Origin of the sequence: Veillonella sp. DNF00869 (genome assembly GCF_001553345.1) — a bacterium.
Taxonomy (GTDB): Bacteria; Bacillota; Negativicutes; order Veillonellales; family Veillonellaceae; genus F0422.
The window spans coordinates 181,195-202,888 of record NZ_KQ960749.1 but is presented as its reverse complement, the minus strand read 5'-3'; the positions used below and the strand labels follow the sequence as shown (position 1 = coordinate 202,888).

Here is a 21,694-nt window from a genome sequence, read left to right as displayed (position 1 = left end):
GGAGGAAACGATAGATGGCTAAAAAATCTATGATCGAACGTGAGAAAAAACGTGCACGTATCGTTGCAAAATATGCAGCAAAACGCGAAGCGTTAAAAGCAGCAGGCGATTATGAAGGTTTATCCAAATTACCTGCCAACGCATCCCCAACACGCTTGCACAACCGTTGCAACTTAACAGGTCGTCCTCATGGTTATATACGCAAATTCGGTATTAGCCGTATTGCGTTCCGTGAATTGGCGTACAAAGGACAAATCCCTGGCGTGAAAAAAGCTAGTTGGTAATAGGATAACGAGAGGAGGTTTTTAGAAGATGGTAATGACAGATCCGATTGCGGATATGCTGACTCGCATCCGTAATGCAAACTCTGCACTTCATGAAACAGTTGAAATCCCTGCTTCTAAAATGAAGGCTGCTGTTTTAGCTATCCTTAAAGACGAAGGTTTCGTTAAGGAAGTTGAAACAATTGAAAATGAAAAACATGCTACTTTAAAAGTAACATTGAAATATGGTTCTAATAATGAAAAAGTAATTACCGGTATTAAACGTATCTCTAAACCAGGCCTACGTGTATACGCGAAAAAGGAAGAACTTCCTCGCGTACTTGGTGGTTTAGGTATTGCAGTTATTTCTACATCTAAAGGCATTATGAGCGACAAACAAGCTCGTAAAGAAGGCTTAGGTGGCGAAGTAATCGCTTACGTTTGGTAATCATAGCAATAGGAGGTAGAAAGAATGTCACGTGTCGGTAGAATGCCTATCGAGATCCCAGCTGGCGTAACAGTATCTCAAAACGAGAATACGTTAACAGTTAAGGGTGCAAAAGGTGAATTAACTCGTACTTTCCATCCGGATATTAACATTGCTGTTGAAGAAAATGTAATCACAGTAACTCGTCCTAGCGATGGAAAAGAACACCGTTCTTTACACGGTTTAACTCGTGCTCTTGTTGCAAATATGGTAACAGGCGTACATGAAGGCTTTACTAAAACTTTAGAAATCAATGGCGTTGGTTACAGAGCGGCTAAGCAAGGTAACAAACTTGCTTTAACATTGGGCTTCTCCCATCCAGTAGAGATGGAAGCTCCTGCTGGTATTACAATCGATGTCCCAGCTCCTAATAAAATCGTTGTTTCTGGTGCTGACAAAGAAGTTGTTGGTGCAGTAGCAGCTGATATTCGTAAATGGAGAAAACCAGAACCTTACAAAGGTAAAGGTATCCGTTACGAAGGCGAAGTTGTTCGTCGTAAAGCAGGTAAAGCTGGCGCTAAAGGTAAGTAATAACAGTTTACATTAGAAAGGAGTGGACATCTTGGCAGGAACATCCAAACGCAAAATTGCTCGTGCAAAACGTCATTTACGTTTACGTCGTCACATTTCCGGTACGGCTGCACGTCCTCGCTTGAACGTATATCGTTCTTTAAGCAATATTTATGCTCAAGTCATTGATGACGTAGCTGGCAAAACATTAGTATCTGCTAGCTCTCAAGATAAAGAATTAAATCTTTCCTACGGCGGTAACGTAGCTGCTGCTAAAGCAGTTGGTGAAGCTGTTGCGAAAAAAGCAATTGCTGCAGGTATCGATACAGTAGTATTTGACCGCGGTGGTTACATTTATCATGGTCGTGTAGCAGCCCTTGCAGAAGGTGCTCGTGAAGCAGGCTTAAAATTCTAAGAAGGAGGAACTATAGACATGGCAAGAATTGATTACACAACTCTTGATCTTAAAGAAAGAGTAGTATTCATCAACCGCGTAGCCAAAGTTGTTAAAGGTGGTCGTCGTTTTTCCTTCAGCGCCCTTGTAGTTGTTGGTGACGGCAACGGTCATGTAGGTGTTGGCTTAGGTAAAGCTGCGGAAGTACCTGATGCAATCCGTAAAGGCATTGATGATGCTAAGAAAAACCTTATTCATGTTGTTATTAAAAATGGTACAATCCCTCACACAGTTACAGGAACATTCGGCGCAGGTCGCGTATTCTTGAAACCAGCTGCAGAAGGTACTGGAGTTATCGCTGGTGGCCCAGTTCGTGCCGTATTGGAATTAGTTGGTGTTCGTAATATCTTGACTAAATCCTTAGGATCTTCTAATCCTAACAACATGGTTCGCGCAACACTAGAAGGTTTAGCTCAATTAAAACGAGCTCAAGACGTGGCTGCACTTCGTGGCAAAACTCTTGAAGAAATTTACGGTTAATAAGGAGACCAATAATGGCACAAGTTAAAGTAACATTAACAAAAAGCTTAATCGGTCGTCCTGCAGATCAACGTGCGACTGTTAAAGCTCTTGGATTGAAAAAAACTAACTCCCAAGTAGTTAAAGAAGTGACACCTCAAATCGAAGGTATGCTTCATAAAGTTAGACATTTAGTAAAAGTAGAAGAAGTATAATAGATAAGGAGGTGCACGAATGAAACTTCATGAATTAGCTCCGGCTGCAGGTTCCAAAAAAACTCGTACTCGTGTAGGTCGTGGTCTTGGATCCGGTTTAGGTAAAACTTCCGGTCGTGGTCAAAAAGGTCAAAATTCTCGTAGTGGTGGCGGTGTGCGCACTGGCTTCGAAGGTGGCCAAATGCCTCTTTATCGTCGTTTACCAAAACGTGGTTTCAAAAATATCTTTGCACTTCAATATGCAGAAGTTAATGTATCTCAATTGAATCGTTTTGAAGACGGTGCAACTGTAGATCCAGTAGCTCTTATTGAAGCTGGTATTTTGAAAAACGTACGTGATGGTATCCGTATCCTTGGTAACGGAACTTTAGAACGTAAATTAACTGTTATCGCTAACGGATTTACAAAATCTGCAGTAGAAAAAATCGAAGCAGCAGGTGGAAAAGTAGAGGTGATCTAGGGTGCTAGATAGCCTCTTGAATATCACAAAAGTAACGGAATTACGCAACAAAGTAGTTTATACATTACTTATGTTCATTGTCTTTCGCTTAGGTATCCATATTCCGGTACCTGGCGTAGAGGCATCTGTTATTGAAAGCTTATTCACCAGTGGTAACTTATTTGGTTTACTAGATTTGTTCGCCGGTGGTGCGTTAAGTAAGTTCTCTATCTTTGCAATGAGTATTACTCCTTATATCAATGCATCAATCATTATGCAATTGTTAGGAGCGGTAGTACCAACATTTGAAGCATGGAGTAAAGATGGAGAAGAAGGGCGTAAAAAAATTGCTAAAGTAACACGTTATGGTACAGTAATTCTTGGCTTTATTCAAGCCTTTGGTATGACTTATGCATTACGTGCTAGCAACGCACTTATTGATAATAGCTTCATGTCTGTAATTCTAATCTCTATTATTTTGACAGCAGGAACATGTTTCTTGATGTGGGTAGGAGAACAAATTACAGCTCATGGCATAGGTAATGGTATTTCTCTCATTATCTTTGCTGGTATCGTGGCGCGATTCCCTGATGGGGTTCAAACCATTTACCAGTACCTACAAGTAGGTACAATTAATGTATTTCAAGCGATTCTATTTGCTATCATTGCGGTAGCTATGATCGTTCTTGTAATTGCTGTGACACAAGGCCAACGTCGAATTCCTATTCAATATGCTAAACGCGTAGTAGGACGAAAAATGTATGGTGGTCACTCAACATTCCTGCCGTTGAAAGTCAATCAAGCAGGGGTTATCCCAATTATCTTTGCGTCATCCATATTGATGTTCCCAGCTACATTGGCACAATTTGTACAAGTACCTTGGGTACAAACAGTTGCAAGTTATTTCCAATGGGGAACGCCGATACAAACTATTTTGTATGCTGTGTTGATTTTATTTTTTACATACTTCTATACAGCTATCTCAATCAATATTACGGATATGGCAGATAATATGAAAAAACACGGTGGTTTTATCCCAGGTATTCGCCCAGGAAAACCGACTGCTGACTATGTAGACCGAGTAATGACTCGGATTACATTAGTAGGTGCATTTTTCTTAGCTTTCGTTGCAATCTTACCAAATATGATTGGTGGATTGACAGGTATTCAAGGTGTGTACTTTGGTGGTACAGCACTACTTATCGTGGTGGGCGTAGCATTAGATACAATGCAACAAGTAGAATCTTTAGTATTAACACGCCAATATAAGGGCTTTGTGAAATAGGAGATTATGATATGTATATTTTATTAATGGGACCTCCAGGTGCTGGTAAAGGCACGCAGGCAGCTCGTCTGATTGAAAAATATGGTATCCCTCAAATTTCTACAGGTGACATGTTCCGTGCCGCTGTAAAAGAATCTACTCCATTAGGATTAGAAGCTAAGAAATATATGGATGCTGGACAATTAGTTCCAGATAGCGTTACCATTGGCATCGTTCGTGAACGCTTGTCCAAGGATGACTGTAAACAAGGTTTCATTTTAGATGGCTTCCCTCGAACAACAGCACAAGCTGTTTCTTTGGATGCGATTTTAAAAGAAATGAACATCGTTCTTGATGCTGTACTTAATTTAAGTGTGCCCTCTGAAGAGTTGGTTCGACGCATCAGTGAAAGAGCACGTCTTGAAAATCGTGATGATGACAAACCGGAAACAGTACAGAAACGTCTTGCTGTATACGAAGAGTCTACTAAACCATTGATCGATTACTATCGTAATAGTGGTCAATATGTAGAAATCAACGGCTTACAGGATGTGGACACAGTATTTGCAAATATCGTTACGGCTTTGGAGAAATAATCAATGATTATTTTTAAATCGCCCGAAGAAATTGAGCATATCCGAAAGGCATCTCAACTGACAGCAGCAACGTTAACCGAGCTTGCTAAACTAGTTAAGCCGGGTGTTTCAACGCTTGAGTTAGACCAATTTGCCGAAGAATATATTCGCAGTCATGGAGGAGTTCCAAGCTGCATTGGTTACTATGGGTATCCAGCAACTATCTGTGCTTCCATAAATCATGAAGTGGTACATGGGATTCCAAGTGCATCTCGTATACTAAAAGATGGCGATGTCATCAGCATTGATTTAGTATCATCTATTAATGGATATCATGGGGATTCTGCTATTACTGTTCCAGTAGGAGAAGTAAGTCCTAAAGTCTATGCATTACTAAAAGTTACAGAGGAATGTCTTTTCAAAGGGATTGAACAAGCTGTAGCGGGTAATCATGTAGGAGATATTTCCCATGCCGTACAATCTCATGCAGAACGTCATAGATATGGTGTTGTGCGAGATTTTGTAGGACATGGTTTAGGAAAAAGCATGCATGAAGATCCACAAGTTCCAAATTATGGTACTAAGGGCAAAGGTCCAGAACTTAGACCAGGAATGGTCATCTGTATTGAGCCAATGATTACTATGGGCACGCACAAAGTAAGAGTTCTTGAAGACAACTGGACTGCGGTCACAATGGACCGTAAGCCAGCTGCTCACTTTGAACATACCATTGCCATTACTGAAAATGGTGCTGAAATACTTACTATGCGTGATACACCGAGGTTAATACAATAACCAGTAACCGGAGGATAAAAGATATGTCAAAAGAAGACGTTATTGAAGTGGAAGGTACGGTCGTTGAGGCACTACCAAATGCTATGTTCCAAGTTGAATTGGAAAATGGGCATGTGGTTTTGGCTCATGTGTCAGGTAAAATGCGTATGAATTTTATCCGTATCCTTCCTGGTGATAAAGTTACTATGGAACTGACACCATATGACTTAAGCCGTGGTCGCATCACCTATCGCTTTAAGTAAGCATAGGATCCACAAAGGAGGTACTTATGAAGGTTAAACCATCAGTTAAAAAGATATGCGAAAAATGTAAAATTATTAAACGTAAAGGCCGTGTAATGGTTATTTGCGAAAACCCAAAACATAAACAAAAACAAGGATAATTGATAGGAGGTGGATGAATAGATGGCACGTATAGCCGGTGTAGATTTACCACGTGACAAACGTGTGGAAATTGGTTTAACTTATATTTACGGTATCGGTCTTACTCTTTCTAAAGAAGTATTAGCAAAAACTGGTATCAACCCAGATACTCGCGTTCGTGATTTAAGTGAAGATGAAGTAGCTAAAATCCGTGAACTTCTTGATGCAGAGTATAAAGTAGAAGGTGATCTTCGTCGTGAAGAAGCACTTAACATTAAACGCTTAATTGAAATCAACTCCTATCGCGGTAAACGTCATCGTATGGGACTTCCATGTCGTGGTCAACGTACGAAGACAAATGCTCGTACTCGTAAGGGTCCTCGTAAAGCAATCGCAGGTAAGAAGAAATAATAAAGGAGGGATATTGTGGCTAAGAAAACAGTTAGATCCAAAAGAAAAGAAAAGAAACATATCGAATCTGGTGCAGCGCATATTCGCTCCACTTTTAACAACACTATCGTTACAGTAACAGACGTAAACGGTAATGCTCTTTCTTGGGCATCTGCTGGTGGTCTAGGTTTCCGTGGTTCCCGTAAATCCACTCCATTTGCAGCACAAATGGCAGCTGAACAAGCGGCAAAAGCAGCTATGGAACACGGTCTTCGCACTGTAGAAGTATTTGTTAAAGGTCCAGGATCTGGTCGTGAAGCAGCGATTCGTGCGTTGCAAGCAGCTGGTCTTGAAGTAACAAGCATTAAAGATGTGACTCCAATTCCTCATAACGGCTGTCGTCCTCCAAAACGTCGTCGCGTATAATCTGAGCTATATACTTAGAAAAGTGACAAGTTTTAGAGGAGGGTATACCTGATGAGCGAAGAAAAAAAACTTAGAATCGAGAAAGTAGTAATGACAGAAGATGGCCGCTACGGTAAATTCGTATGCGAGCCATTGGATCGTGGTTATGGTATTACTCTCGGTAATAGCTTGCGTCGCATTTTGCTTTCATCCTTAGATGGAGCAGCAATTACTTCCATCAAGATTGACGGAGTACTTCATGAGTTCTCTACGATTGAAGGTGTTCGTGAGGATGTATCCGATATTATTCTGAACCTTAAACAGTTGTGCATTCGTCTTGAAGATGAAGCACCTGTACCGATGGATGTACATATCGATGTTCGTAAAGATGGAGTATTAACAGCAGGTGACTTGATTCAATTCATGCCTCCTGAAGTCGAAGTCTTAAATCCAGAATTGGTAATTGCTACAATGGATGAAGCAGCTCATCTTGTAATGGATGTGCGTATCGAACGCGGTAAAGGATATGTACCATCTACTAAGAATAAACGTGAAGATGATATGATTGGTCAAATTCCAATTGATTCTATCTTCTCGCCAATTCTAAGAGCAAAATATGAAGTCAGCGATGTCCGCGTAGGCAACGAAATGGACTTTGATAAGCTTACTTTAGAAGTTTGGACAAATGGTTCTATTACAGCATCTGATGCAATTGCTAAATCTGCAGCAATCATGATTTCCTATCTAGGAAACTTTACTCGACTAGCTCATTCTCATGATATGATTAATGTAGGGGAAAGTGAAGCAGAATTAACAGGTGAAAATGGTCAAGAAGGTGGCGATATTGATGCTGAACCTAAAGGACCAACGACAATTCCTATTGAAGATCTTGAGTTGTCTGTTCGTGCTTTCAATTGTTTGAAACGCGCTAACATTCATACTATCGGTGACTTAACTGGTAAATCAGAAAACGAATTAGGAAAAATCCGCAATTTAGGGAAAAAATCTGTAGAAGAAATTCTAGAGAAATTACAATCTTACAATGAGAGTAATGATTCCTTAACATCTCAAAGCGAATAAGAGGAGAAAGACTAATGGCATACAGAAAATTAGGCCGCAACAGTTCCGCTCGTAAAGCGTTGTTCCGCGGTATGGTAACATCTCTCTTCGTACATGAACGCATTGAAACAACAGAAGCAAAAGCAAAAGAGCTTCGCAAATATGTTGATGAAATGATTACATTAGGCAAACGTGGCGACTTACATGCTCGTCGTCAAGTTCTTGCTTTTCTTATGAACGAAGATGCAGTAAAAAAATTATTTGATGAAATTGCTCCAAAATATGCTGAGCGCAACGGTGGTTACACTCGTGTAATCAAACTTGGCCTTCGTAAAGGCGATGCAGCTCCATTAGCTATTCTTGAGCTTGTATAATCAACAGCAATCTGGTTGTGATAGGATGAGTTTTACTCATTCTGTTGCAGCCTTTTTTGCTTTTCTATGGCATATAGAGGCTCTATCTAATAGAGAACCGTTTATAGTCAGATAGCGGGATTTTTGGGTTTTGTAACATATAGTATAGAGGCGAAATAAAATGAATTGAATACATGAAAATAGCGACTCTGTCCGGTGGGATGGAGTCGCTGTTTTAGTATTAATTAAATTGTGTTTCGTCCACTTCAAAGAAACCAAAGTATTCCATACGTCGAATCATTTCTTCGTAGAAAGCAAGGATCATGGTGTATTTGTTGGATTGTTGTAAGGCTAGAGGGCTAATGCTTTCTTCTGTCATAGCCTCGTAGATTTTGCACATCACATCATGTTTTGTGGTTGGCTTGCTGAGGAGTTTCATGAACTCTAAATCTTCTTCGTTGAAATCGGAGATAGGGTCATTGTAGCGATTGCCAGGGTAGATGTAGGCATTCACCCCTTCTTGTGGCATAATCTCTACAAATGGAATATAGCGCTCAGGGATGTAGCTTTTCTTCTCTTCAAAAATATGATGTTTGAAAGGATGCTCTGTTTCCAATACAGACAGGCTGATACCGCCTTGAATGATGTGTTCTACTAAGAACTGATATAACAATGGCAAGCACATATCAGGGATGGTATGCTCTCCTGTATAGGTTACTAATGTGTTGTGTTTCAGATAGAAATGAGGACCCTCTTGTTGGAATAAATCTACTAATGCTTTTGTTGCAGAGCTATCCATCCGTTTTGCTAAGTTTTCAAAGATTGGCTCTAAATGTTCCGATGGAATGCGAAGAGTGAATAGGAATTGCTCCAAGCTGTGTTGGAAGTCTGCATCTGTGACAGATGTTTCGGTGATGCGTTTTGGTGTAGCCCCTTTGTGGGTGAATAAGGATTTGCGGAATGCTGTGTTCAGCATAAAATCGATGTACTGTTCTCGTGCCAATGGATCATGTGGAGCTAGCTCCTGTAATTGCGTGCGCAATATTTCGTCATACACAGTAGGGAATGATAAATTCAAATCGCAGTCGCAGAGGTAGGTAAATCCATGCTCTGCCATATGGTCCATGCATTGGTGAAAGTACACTGGTGTGTTCACTGGCTCTAAATGGTCATGGCCTACATAGCAATCTTGCTTTTGCAATATTTGACGTAAGGACTGCAAAAATGATGTCTGTTGGTTTTTTACCGTATCGTATTCAAGCATGAGAGCGCCTAGCTTACTCGCCACCGTTTTACCGTGCCGCACTTTTTCGCGATGGTTCAAGGTGTTGATATCTTTGTTGGCAAACTCTAAAAGGGCACGCACACTGTCCATCTTATGCCAACCTGGGTAGGTATTATAGGACATGTACAAAATACCATTTTCCGCGAGGTGTTTTTTACAGAGGCGAAGGAAATTGTTTTTCGTTTCCTCGTCCACCCAAGAATAAAAGCCATGAGCGATGATGTAATCGTAGGTGCCGAGGTGGTGGTGACTTTCATTCACATCACCTTCTAATAAGTCAAGGTTTGTGATGCCCAATTGGTCAATATAGGTCTTGCCTACACTCACTTGGGTGGGGGCAATTTCGATACCTGTGAAAGTCGCCTGCGGATAGAACAGGGCTTGGGAAATTAAATTGCCGCCGTAGGAAGATCCGACTTCCAAAATGCGAGCTGTGCTAGCAGAGGCCGGTGAAAGTCCTAATAGACGAGCGTAACTTTCAAGGAAGGGAGCAGACGCATACGGAAAGGGCTGAGATAAATACCCTAAGTCAGCGTAGATTTCTTTGGCCTGCTCTTTAGTCATTCGTGTGTTGTATCGCATAAAAACTCCTTTATTCTCTGAGATGTCATCATAGTTACTCACGGGTTATAGTGAGTGGTTTATTTCATATAGTTATATAGCTATAAGTATATCAGAAATAGGATGATTTATATACTGTATACTGATGATCAGGTAGTATTAAAAAGGGTGTAATGGAATGTACTAATTTTAATACCCTATACAATGTGACGCATGTGATATAATTGTAATAGAATCTATATAACGTGTCCCTACTTAGGGATTAGGGACGATGAGGAGTCATATGAAATATATTAAGGAGCCTTTACAATTAGACAATCCTTTGGAGTTTTGGCTAAACTTCGAGGGGGAAGAACGGGTCTTTTGGGTGGACCGTCAAAGTGATCGTGTGGTGGTAGGTGCCAAACGATTGGCGGTGGTACAAGATGATATCGACCGAGAACAATATGCGTACGTATTTTATGGGGGCACCTTCTTCCCTACTGTAAAAGATAAAAAATGGCGTAACATGGGCCATGAAATGGTGGCTTTCACCCATTACTATATTGTAGAAAATGGGGAGTCCTTTTATCTGCATGCAGGGGAGGGCGTAGATATACAGCGCCATAAGATTGAGCGCGTAGACCATACGTTCACAGAAACCAGTGATGATAAACAAGAGTGGGATACCTTGATGGATGCCATTTTGACGAATATTCACGAAGGGCGCATGACGAAGGTAGTTTCTTCTCGTGAGGTAGAATTTACCAGTCTTACAACGTTTGATGTGGTCAGTATATTGGACCGCTTGGTGGAGAACAACCCGAATTGCTTTATTTTTGGCTATGAGAAAGAGGGACGCACCTTTGTGGGGGCATCCCCTGAAATTCTCGTGCGCCATCGAGGCGATGAAATTCTAAGCTATGCTTTGGCAGGAACGGCACCGAAGTTTGGTCCTAAGGCGTGGACGAAAGAGCGATTCCTAAATGACCATAAGAATCGGGTGGAGCACAATATCGTGCGAGATCGCATTGTTCATACGATGCGACAAGTGACGAATGATGTGACCGTAGGAGAGACGGGGATTATGGAGCTTTCACGGTTATACCATTTGCGGACCATTATCACCGCTAAGGATAGCACGAAATCCCTTATCGAATGGGGACGATTATTACATCCTACACCAGCCCTAGGGGGCGAGCCACGAGAACTGGCGATGGATTTACTGGCAAAGTATGAAGCCCATGAGCGTGGCATGTATGCGGCGCCCTTTGGATTTATGAAAGACATGGGGGATGGCATTCTGGTGGTTGCCATTCGGTCGGCCCTTATCATGGATAACCGACTCTATGCCTATGCAGGATGTGGTATTGTGAGCGAATCCAATAGCGATGAAGAGTACGAAGAAACTATCAATAAAATGGGCACCATATTGGATGCCTTGTAGGATGATACATCCACGTATAGATCCAATTAGGCATGCCATAGGGTAGGATTATGAATCCGTACTGATGTATTGAACAGATACAGGAAATTAAACAGGAATGTTGAGCAATCAGCATTCCTTTTTTGGTTATGAACCCATGTCTATGTATGTCAGTTAATTATGAACGAGATAGGGGCGTCTAGGTGTTAGATAGATACCCCGTGCAACTCATATGGATACGTACAGAATCTAAAAACAATGGTATAATACATAGTAGATAGTCACTATTAGATATAGTACAATACCACATATTGGTATGGGAGATACGATATGAATGAATATATAGCAAGTTTGGTGGATGAGTTATACCAATTAGGGGTGCGCCATGCGGTGTTCAGTCCTGGTTCACGGTCCACTACATTAGCCATGCTTTTTCAAAGCCATGGAGGCTTTCACACGTATATGAATATTGATGAGCGGTCTGCTGGGTTTATGGCATTGGGCATTACTAAAGCGCAAGGCGAACCAGCCGTATTAGTGTGTACATCGGGGTCTGCGTTGACCCATTATGGTCCAGCTGTGGTGGAAGCCAAGCACAGCGGTGTGCCTATGATCATTTTGTCCGCCGACCGTCCGTACACCTTGCAACAGGTGGGGGCACCACAGACGATTGATCAACAGAAATATTTTGGCACCGCTGTGAACTATTATGAGGAATTGTCTGTGCCTAGTGAAAGTCACTATTACACCTATCCTCGTCAAGTGGCGCGTCGTGCCTATTTGAAAGCGAATGACCATAAACTTGGTCCTGTACACATCAATGTGCCTTTGTTTGAGCCTTTGGTGCCCAATCGTGAGGAAGAGTATTTTAAACAGGGGCGCAGTGCGAAACCATTCCGACTTGTGAAATATCAGGAGATAGCATCATTGGCATCGTTGCTGGACGGAAAACGAGTGCTCATTTTGGGCGGTCCGTCGGTTACGAACCCCAAAGTGGTGGTGGACTTCGCCAATCGGATTGGCGCTGTTGTCATCGGTGATCCCTTATCTAATTTGCGCCAATATGAGGGCGTGATTAGCACCTACGATGCTTTCTTGGCTCATCATGAACGATGGGAGGAATTGAGACCTGATGTGGTCATCCAATTGGGACAAATCCCTGTATCAAAACGGATTCAACAATGGATGGGGACCTTGACGGACATCGATTATATTACCGTCAGCCCTAATGCAGATGTGGTGAACCCTAGCTTGACAACTACCATACATGTCATGGCGAGTGTAGAGGTATTTGTAACAGAAGTATATCGTGGCTTATTTGCTGTATTGGGTCTAGGTAGTAGAATAGGAGATACAGTGCAGGGATTATTAGATAAAAGTGACGCGGAAGGCGCTAGCTCTTATAAATTTGGACTGGAACAGGACATCACAGATATCAATCATCGACATAGATTAGAGGAATCTAACACAACATGTAGTTGCTATACCGTATCGGATATAGAGTATGTCAGAGTATGGCAAGGTATCGAATCCAACAGCCGTGAACAATTAGACAAAGTCCAAGAGGAACCGAATCTATTTGAAGGCCGTACCATTCACATGTTACAACAAATGATGTCTGATGAAGGCCAACTTCTGGTGGCGAACAGCATGTCTATTCGTGATATGGACTATTTCTGGGCCACTGGACGATCGCAAGCCATGGTGTATGGAAATCGTGGCACCAATGGTATCGATGGGACTGTGTCTACGGCGTTAGGGCTAAGTACGAATGGGAAACCTACGGTGATGCTGACGGGAGATTTAAGTTTCTTTCACGATATGAACGGTTTAGCCATCGGCAAGACCCATGGGATGAATTTGACCATCGTTTTGCATAACAATGATGGAGGCGGTATTTTCCAATATTTGCCACAAAAAGGGACGGACGATTTCGATTACCTATTCAACACACCGCAAGGCATCGATTACAGTAGCTTAGCCACCATGTATGGCTTAGACTATGTAAAAGTCACTACGAATGCAGAGTTAGAACAGGCGATGCAACACTATATCGGTACAGAGGGGATTCACCTCATTGAAGTGCCTACCTCTAAAGAAATCAGTCGTGAATTGCACAAGGTCTATCGGGTACAATAATATGAGGCCAATGATTCAAGATATACGAACCTTAGATATGCAACGTATGCAGATCCACATAGGAGAATACTACTATGGGGTGACTGTAACGGGTACGGGGAAACCTTTAGTTTGTTTTCATGGATTTTCCGAATCCGGGTCTACCTGGGATGGAATTGAGGTCAGCGGGTATCGACTGATACGTATCGATAGTATGGGTCATGGTAGGTCGGCTCGACCTATGGAATTAAAACCTTATGAACTGCCTCAGATGCTCAGTGATTTGCATAGAGTTATCTATGCCGTAGCCGGTGAAAGATATGCTCTCATGGGGTATTCCATGGGGGCTAGGCTAGCCTTAGTATATGCGCTAGAGTATCCTCAGGAAGTGACGCATCTAGTCTTGGAAAGTGGCTCTGTAGGGATAGAAGATAGCGTAGCACGACAAGACCGCTATGTAGCCGATCAAGGGCTGGCTGAACGGATTCGGGCACATGATATCACTTGGTTTAGCGAGACTTGGGCTAAACTAGAAATTTTCAAGACACAACAAGGTTTACCTACAAAGGTGCAACAGCAGATTAGAGGACGGCGCTTGCTCAATAGCCCCCATGCATTGGCTTTCACCTTGGAAGGAAGTGGACAGGGGACGATGCCTTACGTAGGACATCGATTATCGGAGCTAACCATGCCCATTTGTTATATTAGCGGTGAGCTAGATGCAAAATATACAGCCATTGGGGCTAAATATTTTGGTGATGTACATCGCATTGTACCGCAGGTGGGTCATAATGTGCATGTGGAAGCACCAGAGGCGTATCGGCAGATACTGGAACGATTTTTCTATAGTAGGTATTAGGGGATGTGTTAGTCATACAATGGAGTCTACTATGTCATGCAGTCATAGATAGTCCATGTTATGAAGCTAACTAGGTATATACAGTTCTAGTGATATGATAGAAATGAGAGGTGTCCTATGATTACAAATATCACCCTATACCATGTGCAACTACCGATGAAGTTTACTTTCAAAACGGCAAAGGGTGAAGTCGGTGTCAGGGATACTCTCATTGTTCGTTTGGAAGATGAAGCGGGCTATGTAGGCTACGGCGAATGCGTGGCCTTCGTAGACCCTTTTTATACAAAAGAAACGGTGGCATCTTGTTGGGATACCTTATGTACTAGGTATTTACCAAACCTGTTGGGGCAAGAAACAACAACCACATTGCCACAACAATGGCTGATGGAGGGAATGCCTATGACTGTGGCATCTGTGGAAAACGCCTTGCTCCATATACAATGCCATCGCTTAAGGGTCAATACAGTGGAATATGTGCTACAGCAATCCTTACTGCCGACCGTATTTACGGGCATTGTCATTGGCGAGGTTCCTTTGGATACCTTGGTGGATGCGGTGTCTGCTTATGTATCACAAGGATGTCAGCGCATTAAATTGAAAGTATCCCCCAAGGATGGGTATGAACGAGTACAGCGAGTGCGTTCAGCCTATCCAGACCTTATGTTAGCGGTGGATGCGAATCAAAGTTACACCTATGAAGATGTGGATAAGGTGCGGGCCTTACAGGGGTTTCATTTGGCCTGTATAGAAGAGCCCTTTCAGATACAGAGTTTAAAAATGTACCATCAATATAAGTCAACTCATGAATGGGGGATTACGACTCCTATATGTTTAGATGAATCGATTTTGGGATATGATGATTTGGTCTATGCCCATACACATGGCTTGTTGGATGTACTCAATGTAAAAGTGGGTCGTTTAGGTGGTCTTCGAGAAACGGCTAAGGTCATTCAGTGTTGTCGTGACCATGGCATCCAGTACTGGATTGGATCCATGGTGGAATCGAGTATTTCCAAATGGATGCATGTACAATTAGCGGCTCTAGGAGATACCTATATGCCGGGAGATTTGTCAGATTCGTTGCGCTATTTTGAGCGAGATTTGACTCGACCGCCTATTATTAGTACAATAAAAAATTGCAGTATAGAGAGACTTTCACAGTTTGTGGAGGTGCCTAATGGTGCTGGATTGGGTGTAGAGGTTGATATAGAGGCGTTAGAGGCGTATTGCATACATAAGAAATTATGGCACCTATAACTGATTTATATACTTGTATAGCTTGTGGATGTGGTATGATACAATATACAAGTAGTGTATGAAACTATATGACATATACAGATATGATGCATTTCAAGTAGAGGTGGAATGTATCGTTGTTTTACATAGATACGTAGGAGGTTTGTATGACAGAGTACATAGAATTATTAAAACGTGAGGTAAAACCGGCCTTTGGTTGTACGGAGCCAATCGCCTTGGCATTTGCAGCGGCGAAAGCGGCAGAACTATTAGGAGTTCGACCAGATCACATTCATGGTCGGTTAAGCGGCAATATTATTAAGAATGCAAAAAGTGTGACCATTCCTAATTCAGAAGGTCGTACGGGCATTTATTATAGTCTTATTTTAGGCACCTTAGTAGGGACAGCGGCGAAAGAACTAGAAGTGCTAGAAGACCTTACTCATGAACAAGTGGTAGAAGCAGACCGTTTATTTGAAGCGGATTACTGTGATATTGAGCTAGCAGAAGGGGTAGAAAACTTATTCATCGAAGTCACTGCTGTGGCTGGTGAGCATACGTCTAATGTCATTGTTCAAAATACACATACCACTATTTCTTACGCAGAAAAAGACGGAGAAGTGTTGATTGCCTTATCTGCAGAAGAAGTGGCTAAACACTCCATGGAATTGTGCTTTGACTCTTGCTATGAATTTGCTAGTACTGTAGATGCAAAAGAGTTGGAAGATATTTTAGGACCACAACTAGATTTGAATATGGCTATTGCCGAAGAAGGTATGAAAAACAATTATGGTTCCAATATTGGTAAATTGATTATTTCCAATTCTTCTTCCATTGCGGATAAAGCTCGTGCCTATGCAGCGGCTGGATCTGATGCACGCATGGACGGTTGTTCTATGCCTGTAATGATTAACTGCGGTAGTGGTAACCAAGGGATTACATTATCTGTGCCTATTATGATGTATGCTAAAGAATACGGTATCGATCGTGACCATACGTTGCGCTCTTTAGCTTTAGCCAATGTGTTAGCCCTATACATTAAACAATATATTGGTCGTTTGAGTGCTTACTGTGGTGTAGTGAGCGCTGCTTCTGCTACAGCCGCTGGTGTAGCATTCTTGCTTAATGAATCCAAGGAAGTAGTTTGGGAAACATTATCAAATGCATTAGCAGGCACATCCGGTGTGGTTTGCGATGGAGCAAAAGCATCTTGTGCTATGAAAATTGGTATGTCCCTTGGTAATTCCTTATTAGCCTATACACAAGCAAAGACAGATAATAGCTTTAAAGCAGGCCAAGGTATTGTAAAAGAAGACATTGACCATACAGTGCAAACGGTAGCAACCATTGCCCGTGAAGGGATGAAGCAAACCGATGTTGTCATCCTAGAAACCATGTTAGAAAAGTAATCTATGCATTATTGGTATAGAGAATGAGAACAATTCTATATTGATTTTTCTAAAAGTATAGTGTATGATAGATACATAGATTGATTTCATAGTTACATACTCAGTATGTGCTATATATAGGTTGTAACAATAAAGGAGATTTAGCATGGCAATCATCGGTAAACAACTACCAGCTTTTGAATTAGATGCATTCCGTAAACCAGAAATTATTAAAGTAAGCAATAAAACTATCGAAGGTAAATGGAGCGTGTTTGTATTCTATCCAGCAGACTTCACATTTGTATGCCCAACAGAATTGGCAGACTTACAAGATCAATACGCAGAATTGAAAAATTTGGGCGTAGAAGTATTCTCCGTATCTGTTGACTCTGCGTTCGTTCACAAAGCATGGTCCGATGCATCTCCTACAATCAATAAAATCGAATACACTATGGTATCCGATATTAAACATGAATTAGCTGACTTCTTCGAGACATTCTCTGAAGAGTCTGGCCAAGCGTATCGCGGTTCTTTCGTGGTAGACCCAGAAGGTATCGTTCGTGCCGCAGAAATCTGTGACATGGGTGTAGGTCGTTCCGCTGCTGAGTTAGTGCGTAAAGTACAAGCTTGCCAATTTGTTGCAAAACATGGTGAAGTGTGTCCAGCAAAATGGACTCCTGGTGAAAAAACGTTGAACCCAGCAGATCTTGGCTTAGTTGGCAAAATCTAAAGTAAATAAACAGCTCCTTTAGTAGTTTTGTGGTTAAAGGCTCCTCTCCCTCTCTCGAATCTTCAACAACACATGATGTACTAATTGAGTGTGTTGACTATATTTGTAAACTTTCCTAAGAACACATCTTAGATCCTTTACTTCCCATAAAAACGACAAAGCAATGCTTTGTCGTTTTTATCTTTCCCAAATTATATAGTTGTATTACTAAAAAGTATCCTTTATTCATTTAAATTATTAGATTTAGTTTAGAAATTTGTATATAATAAGGAGGTAAGGTTACAAATAGAATGCATATAGGAGAATGAGAATGTTAGAAGTTACATACGAACGATTGGCAGGGATTTTTAAAGCCCTTAGCGATGAAACAAGATTGCACATTGTAGACATGTTGTCTTGTAATGAATTATGTGCGTGTGATATTTTGGCTAGTTTTGAGTTATCTCAATCTACTCTTAGTTATCACATGAAAATTTTAATTGATGCAGGTATTGTGAATTCTGTGCGTAGCGGTTTGTGGACACGCTATTCCATTAATGAAGAAGCTTTTGATGAATTTGTTAAATTCTTGCCTGAATTATATAAAACAAAAGATGAGTGCATTTGTGCACAAATCAAATACTGCCGTATTGAGGATGCTCCACAAGCGGTGGCAGAATAATATGAAACGTTGGATTATGCATGTAGATATGGATGCTTTCTTTGCATCTGTAGAACAACATGATCGTCCAGAACTACAAGGTCACCCAGTTATCGTGGGTGGCCTTTCTTCACGTGGTGTGGTGGCTACGTGTAGTTATGAAGCACGGAAATTTGGGGTACGTTCTGCTATGCCTATTGGGAAGGCTAGAAAATTATGTCCAGATGGTATCTATCTATTGCCACGAATGGAACGATATCACGAAATTTCTGATCAAATTCATGATGTGTTGCATCGGTTTAGTCCCTATTTAGAGCCCATTTCTTTGGATGAGGCTTTTTTAGATATTTCAGGATTAGGAAAACTCTATGAGTCTCCTATGGCGGTGGGCCGTGCTGTGAAAGAACAAATTAAGGACTTAACGGGTTTGGTCGCATCTGTTGGAATTGGACCGAATAAGTTTTTAGCAAAACTAGCGTCGGATTTACGAAAGCCAGATGGTTTATATATTATTCCTCATGGGCAAGAAAGCGCTCATATTAAACATTTACCGGTACGCAGGTTGTGGGGCGTAGGGGCTCATATGGAACAAGCATTACAGCGAGGCGGCTTTCATCGGATTCAAGATATTGAACAGTTAGATTCGTATCATGAGTTAGAACCCTATTGCGGTCATCAAAGTGAACGTGTGTATTTGTTGTCTAAAGGCATTGATGATCGGCCTATTGAGTGGAATCGTGAGTTGCAATCCGTAGGTAATGAACTGACCTATGAAAGGGACTTAATGGACCCAGAGGAAATCGACAATGAATGGCGATATTTTGCGCATCATGTAGCTAAGCGTTTGCGCCAGAAAGGACTTAAAGGACATACGATAGCCATCAAAGTACGATTGCCAGACTTTACCACCAAAACAAGGCAAAAACGATTATCCTATCAGACGGATAGAGAAGATGTATTGTATGAGACGGCCTGTGTATTATATAATAAACTTAATGTACAGGGGCCGTTCCGGTTATTGGGAATTACGGTCAGTGGCTTTCACCAAGAGGTGGAGCAAGAGTCGCTCTTTCAGAGTGAAGAAACAGAGCCAGATCGGTTAGCACAAGTACTAGATACTTTGGAAGAACGATTTGGAGAAGATATTGTTACCACAGGAGCTATGTGGAAACGAAAATTGAAGGATGACACGACATCGTCCTAGGAGGATAGTATGCAACAATATATATTGGACCAGGAACAGATTGAAAAGTTGTTACAAGGCTTGCAGACAGCATATGGTCATTGCAAAGAAGTGCAACAGCAATATGTGGCGAATTTAGAGGCGCACCATATGGAGTCCCCTGAAATGGCTATGGAAGTGGTAGAAGACTTAGAAAACTTTGCTCATATCTTGGCCCTATTGGGAAAACAATGGGAAGAATTACGTGGACTCCAAAGTATGGTAACAGAGCACTATCTGTATGATATGATATCTTCCTTAGAAGAGACACCAACAGAAGAAGCTGTGGCAGATGAAGGTGTGGAAGGCTATGATGTAGGTGTGGCATTAGGCGTAGATTTTGTGATGGCTGAGCGTTGGCAAGGGGAAATGTCTGCAGAGAGGGTTGAACCGAAAGCAACATCGAGTTCTTTTATGAATTTGTTCAGTAATACCAGCGAAACGAAGCGTATTAATGAGTATGACTATGATGACGATGGGGAGGATGACGACCCTAAAGACGATGAAGAGGATGCGGTCATTGAGTTAACGAAATATACTAACAAAAAATCTAACTTGTATGATATGTTTGAGATGGAGTCGTCAACAGAGACAAAAAAACAGCATAAAAAGCGTTGCAAACATTGCACAGAAGATTCTCCCATACCAGAAGAGCGAGACAAATGCTGCATTGTTAAACAAGAAAAAAAGAAAAAGAAGGAAAAAAGCAAAGATAAGTCGAAACATAAAAAAGAAGCTCCCTCTGTAGACAAGTGGGCAAAAAAATTGTCTAAATGGGAACGCTATGCAGAAGAGCATGGCGATGCATGGACAGAAAAAGTCTTGCAAAAAGTAGCAAAAAAGGCAGAGAAAAAAGCGGAAAAGCGAGGCATGAAAGCGGTCTTCAAAAAGCATAAGTTAGACCGATTTGCGAAGCTGTCTAAGGAGGATTAAGGTATGGATGTGGTAAGTGTATTAGGCTTTGTATTGCTAGGCGTAGTTGTAGCCGCATTGGGAACCATCATTGGTGCAGGTGGCGGATTGATTTTTGTGCCAGTATTTCTTTACTTCTTTCCAGAATGGACGCCAGCTATGGTAGTAGGTACATCCTTGTTTACGGTAACCTGTAATGCCATTTCGGGTACTATTGCCTATGTGCGGCAGAAGAAAATATTATATAGCGCAGCAATTCTATTCGGGATTGCCACCTTCCCAGGGTCGATTATCGGTGCTCATGTAGCGGAATATTTTGATCCTAGTGGGTTCCGATTCTGGTTTGGTTCTTTCTTGCTAATCATGTCTTTGTTCATTGGTTATAAAAATATGAATAAAGGGGAACGCAAAGAAGAGTCCTTGCAATTAGAAGAGTTGACCTATAATAAAGTGGTAGGTATCTTAATTAGCATGGGAGTAGGCTTTATTTCTAGCTTATTTGGTATCGGCGGTGGCTTGATCCATGTGCCGGCTTTCATTTATATCATGGGATTTCCTACGCATATGGCCACCGCCACTAGTCATTTTATCTTGGCTATGTCTACCTCAGTAGGGACTTTAACACATTTTTTGAGTGGTCATATTCATTTTGAAATTGCCATTCCTTGTGGTATTGGTGCCTTAGCGGGTGGTCAATTAGGGGCGTTCATTGCGAAACGATTGCGAGCAAAAACGATTTTAATTGGGTTATCCATTGGGATTGGATTACTGGCATTACGCTTAATTTACACATCTCACGTATTGTTCTAGTGTCATAGTATAGATTAAATAGAGAGGACTTTATGGGAAAGGGAAAGAAACGGAAACAACACCAACCACAGCCACAACAGACGATTACGACAGCCCGTTTGACCACGATGATTAAATGGATGTTGTTTATTAATCATTTAGCCTTGTGCTGGTTCTTTAATGGTCGGGCTGATATGAGTTTACTAGCTGCTAATATGCTAGGTGGCTTAGCCCTTTGCGGGATTTACTGGATGCGCTTTAAGAAGGAAATGTTTACCGATGAAGATGTAGAGCGTGGTATGCGCTATGTATTGTCCTATATTCTGATGACGATGACAGCTTTCTTTTATACCCTGGCGATGTATCGTTCGGGGGAGTTAACGGATACTATGTATCTGATTATTACAGGAGCTAGTTTCTTTGTGTGGTTCTGTTTGTATAGCGCTACACAAGGGTTTATCAAAAAAAGTGAATAATATATACTATAAGTTCTCATTACGTTATAGGTAATGGGAACTT

The 21,694-nt window shown here is 41.5% G+C and carries 28 protein-coding genes; 27 read left to right on the top strand and 1 reads right to left on the bottom strand.

The genetic code is table 11. The features are described from left to right. Positions 1–14 precede the first annotated feature (14 nt). Genes rpsN through rplQ form a run of 16 tightly spaced genes read left to right on the top strand, consistent with a single transcriptional unit; the run spans position 15 to position 8,051 of the window. A complete protein-coding gene (rpsN, locus tag HMPREF3032_RS01015; protein ID WP_009353911.1) occupies positions 15–284 on the top strand; it encodes a 30S ribosomal protein S14 in 270 nt (89 codons plus the stop codon). Positions 285–312: 28 nt separating this feature from the next. After that, positions 313–711 (top strand): 30S ribosomal protein S8, encoded by a 399-nt coding sequence (gene rpsH, locus HMPREF3032_RS01010; protein WP_009353887.1) that lies wholly within the window; start codon positions 313–315, stop codon positions 709–711. Positions 712–735: 24 nt separating this feature from the next. Further along, positions 736–1,281 carry a 50S ribosomal protein L6 gene (rplF, locus tag HMPREF3032_RS01005; protein ID WP_009353919.1) on the top strand — a complete coding sequence of 182 codons (546 nt, stop codon included), beginning with the start codon at positions 736–738 and terminating at the stop codon, positions 1,279–1,281. Between the two features lie 31 nt (positions 1,282–1,312). Continuing rightward, the gene (gene rplR / locus HMPREF3032_RS01000) at positions 1,313–1,675 is read left to right on the top strand and encodes a 50S ribosomal protein L18 (RefSeq protein WP_009353882.1); all 363 of its coding nucleotides are present in this window, start codon (positions 1,313–1,315) and stop codon (positions 1,673–1,675) included. Positions 1,676–1,693: 18 nt separating this feature from the next. Next, positions 1,694–2,194 (top strand): 30S ribosomal protein S5, encoded by a 501-nt coding sequence (gene rpsE / locus HMPREF3032_RS00995; RefSeq protein ID WP_009353893.1) that lies wholly within the window; start codon positions 1,694–1,696, stop codon positions 2,192–2,194. Positions 2,195–2,208: 14 nt separating this feature from the next. Beyond that, the gene (gene rpmD / locus HMPREF3032_RS00990; protein WP_009353936.1) at positions 2,209–2,388 is read left to right on the top strand and encodes a 50S ribosomal protein L30; all 180 of its coding nucleotides are present in this window, start codon (positions 2,209–2,211) and stop codon (positions 2,386–2,388) included. A gap of 19 nt (positions 2,389–2,407) precedes the next feature. Continuing rightward, entirely contained in the window at positions 2,408–2,848 is a 441-nt protein-coding gene (gene rplO, locus HMPREF3032_RS00985) for a 50S ribosomal protein L15 (RefSeq protein ID WP_009353906.1), read from the top strand. A 1-nt stretch (position 2,849) separates the two neighbouring features. After that, the gene (gene secY, locus HMPREF3032_RS00980; protein ID WP_009353878.1) at positions 2,850–4,112 is read left to right on the top strand and encodes a preprotein translocase subunit SecY; all 1,263 of its coding nucleotides are present in this window, start codon (positions 2,850–2,852) and stop codon (positions 4,110–4,112) included. Between the two features lie 11 nt (positions 4,113–4,123). Beyond that, the gene (locus tag HMPREF3032_RS00975) at positions 4,124–4,687 is read left to right on the top strand and encodes an adenylate kinase (protein ID WP_009353894.1); all 564 of its coding nucleotides are present in this window, start codon (positions 4,124–4,126) and stop codon (positions 4,685–4,687) included. Between the two features lie 3 nt (positions 4,688–4,690). Continuing rightward, complete coding sequence (gene map, locus HMPREF3032_RS00970; protein WP_062401166.1) at positions 4,691–5,461, top strand: type I methionyl aminopeptidase; 771 nt, start codon at positions 4,691–4,693, stop codon at positions 5,459–5,461. Positions 5,462–5,484: 23 nt separating this feature from the next. Continuing rightward, positions 5,485–5,703, top strand: a complete 219-nt coding sequence (infA, locus tag HMPREF3032_RS00965; RefSeq protein WP_009353944.1) for a translation initiation factor IF-1 — start codon at positions 5,485–5,487, stop codon at positions 5,701–5,703. A gap of 26 nt (positions 5,704–5,729) precedes the next feature. Further along, complete coding sequence (gene rpmJ / locus HMPREF3032_RS00960; RefSeq protein ID WP_007391661.1) at positions 5,730–5,843, top strand: 50S ribosomal protein L36; 114 nt, start codon at positions 5,730–5,732, stop codon at positions 5,841–5,843. 22 nt (positions 5,844–5,865) lie between these two features. After that, a complete protein-coding gene (gene rpsM, locus HMPREF3032_RS00955; protein WP_009353922.1) occupies positions 5,866–6,234 on the top strand; it encodes a 30S ribosomal protein S13 in 369 nt (122 codons plus the stop codon). A gap of 15 nt (positions 6,235–6,249) precedes the next feature. Then, a complete protein-coding gene (rpsK, locus tag HMPREF3032_RS00950; protein ID WP_009353912.1) occupies positions 6,250–6,639 on the top strand; it encodes a 30S ribosomal protein S11 in 390 nt (129 codons plus the stop codon). A gap of 51 nt (positions 6,640–6,690) precedes the next feature. Continuing rightward, complete coding sequence (locus HMPREF3032_RS00945; RefSeq protein WP_062401164.1) at positions 6,691–7,698, top strand: DNA-directed RNA polymerase subunit alpha; 1,008 nt, start codon at positions 6,691–6,693, stop codon at positions 7,696–7,698. 14 nt (positions 7,699–7,712) lie between these two features. Beyond that, positions 7,713–8,051 carry a 50S ribosomal protein L17 gene (gene rplQ, locus HMPREF3032_RS00940; RefSeq protein ID WP_009353923.1) on the top strand — a complete coding sequence of 113 codons (339 nt, stop codon included), beginning with the start codon at positions 7,713–7,715 and terminating at the stop codon, positions 8,049–8,051. 220 nt (positions 8,052–8,271) lie between these two features. Here rplQ and HMPREF3032_RS00935 read toward each other — a convergent pair whose 3' ends face one another. After that, positions 8,272–9,897, bottom strand: a complete 1,626-nt coding sequence (locus HMPREF3032_RS00935) for a class I SAM-dependent methyltransferase (RefSeq protein ID WP_062401162.1) — start codon at positions 9,895–9,897, stop codon at positions 8,272–8,274. A gap of 262 nt (positions 9,898–10,159) precedes the next feature. On the opposite strand from HMPREF3032_RS00935, the gene HMPREF3032_RS00930 reads away from it, so the two are divergent. The 11 genes from HMPREF3032_RS00930 (at position 10,160) to HMPREF3032_RS00880 (ending at position 21,651) form a co-directional block, all read left to right on the top strand. Beyond that, positions 10,160–11,302, top strand: a complete 1,143-nt coding sequence (locus HMPREF3032_RS00930; RefSeq protein WP_062401160.1) for an isochorismate synthase — start codon at positions 10,160–10,162, stop codon at positions 11,300–11,302. Between the two features lie 309 nt (positions 11,303–11,611). Then, a complete protein-coding gene (gene menD, locus HMPREF3032_RS00925) occupies positions 11,612–13,420 on the top strand; it encodes a 2-succinyl-5-enolpyruvyl-6-hydroxy-3-cyclohexene-1-carboxylic-acid synthase (protein ID WP_062401158.1) in 1,809 nt (602 codons plus the stop codon). Positions 13,421–13,430: 10 nt separating this feature from the next. Then, positions 13,431–14,258, top strand: a complete 828-nt coding sequence (gene menH, locus HMPREF3032_RS00920) for a 2-succinyl-6-hydroxy-2,4-cyclohexadiene-1-carboxylate synthase (protein ID WP_062401156.1) — start codon at positions 13,431–13,433, stop codon at positions 14,256–14,258. A 117-nt stretch (positions 14,259–14,375) separates the two neighbouring features. Then, positions 14,376–15,515, top strand: coding sequence for an o-succinylbenzoate synthase (gene menC / locus HMPREF3032_RS00915; protein ID WP_062401154.1), 1,140 nt, complete (start codon positions 14,376–14,378; stop codon positions 15,513–15,515). A 146-nt stretch (positions 15,516–15,661) separates the two neighbouring features. Then, complete coding sequence (locus HMPREF3032_RS00910; RefSeq protein ID WP_062401152.1) at positions 15,662–16,903, top strand: L-cysteine desulfidase family protein; 1,242 nt, start codon at positions 15,662–15,664, stop codon at positions 16,901–16,903. A gap of 145 nt (positions 16,904–17,048) precedes the next feature. Next, the gene (locus HMPREF3032_RS00905; RefSeq protein WP_062401150.1) at positions 17,049–17,612 is read left to right on the top strand and encodes a redoxin domain-containing protein; all 564 of its coding nucleotides are present in this window, start codon (positions 17,049–17,051) and stop codon (positions 17,610–17,612) included. 310 nt (positions 17,613–17,922) lie between these two features. Continuing rightward, positions 17,923–18,273 carry an ArsR/SmtB family transcription factor gene (locus tag HMPREF3032_RS00900; RefSeq protein WP_009353907.1) on the top strand — a complete coding sequence of 117 codons (351 nt, stop codon included), beginning with the start codon at positions 17,923–17,925 and terminating at the stop codon, positions 18,271–18,273. A 1-nt stretch (position 18,274) separates the two neighbouring features. Continuing rightward, positions 18,275–19,456 (top strand): DNA polymerase IV, encoded by a 1,182-nt coding sequence (locus HMPREF3032_RS00895; protein ID WP_062401147.1) that lies wholly within the window; start codon positions 18,275–18,277, stop codon positions 19,454–19,456. Positions 19,457–19,465: 9 nt separating this feature from the next. After that, positions 19,466–20,407, top strand: coding sequence for a hypothetical protein (locus HMPREF3032_RS00890; protein WP_062401145.1), 942 nt, complete (start codon positions 19,466–19,468; stop codon positions 20,405–20,407). 3 nt (positions 20,408–20,410) lie between these two features. Next, positions 20,411–21,196, top strand: a complete 786-nt coding sequence (locus HMPREF3032_RS00885) for a sulfite exporter TauE/SafE family protein (RefSeq protein WP_062401143.1) — start codon at positions 20,411–20,413, stop codon at positions 21,194–21,196. Between the two features lie 32 nt (positions 21,197–21,228). Continuing rightward, the gene (locus HMPREF3032_RS00880) at positions 21,229–21,651 is read left to right on the top strand and encodes a hypothetical protein (protein ID WP_009353899.1); all 423 of its coding nucleotides are present in this window, start codon (positions 21,229–21,231) and stop codon (positions 21,649–21,651) included. Positions 21,652–21,694: the final 43 nt, after the last annotated feature.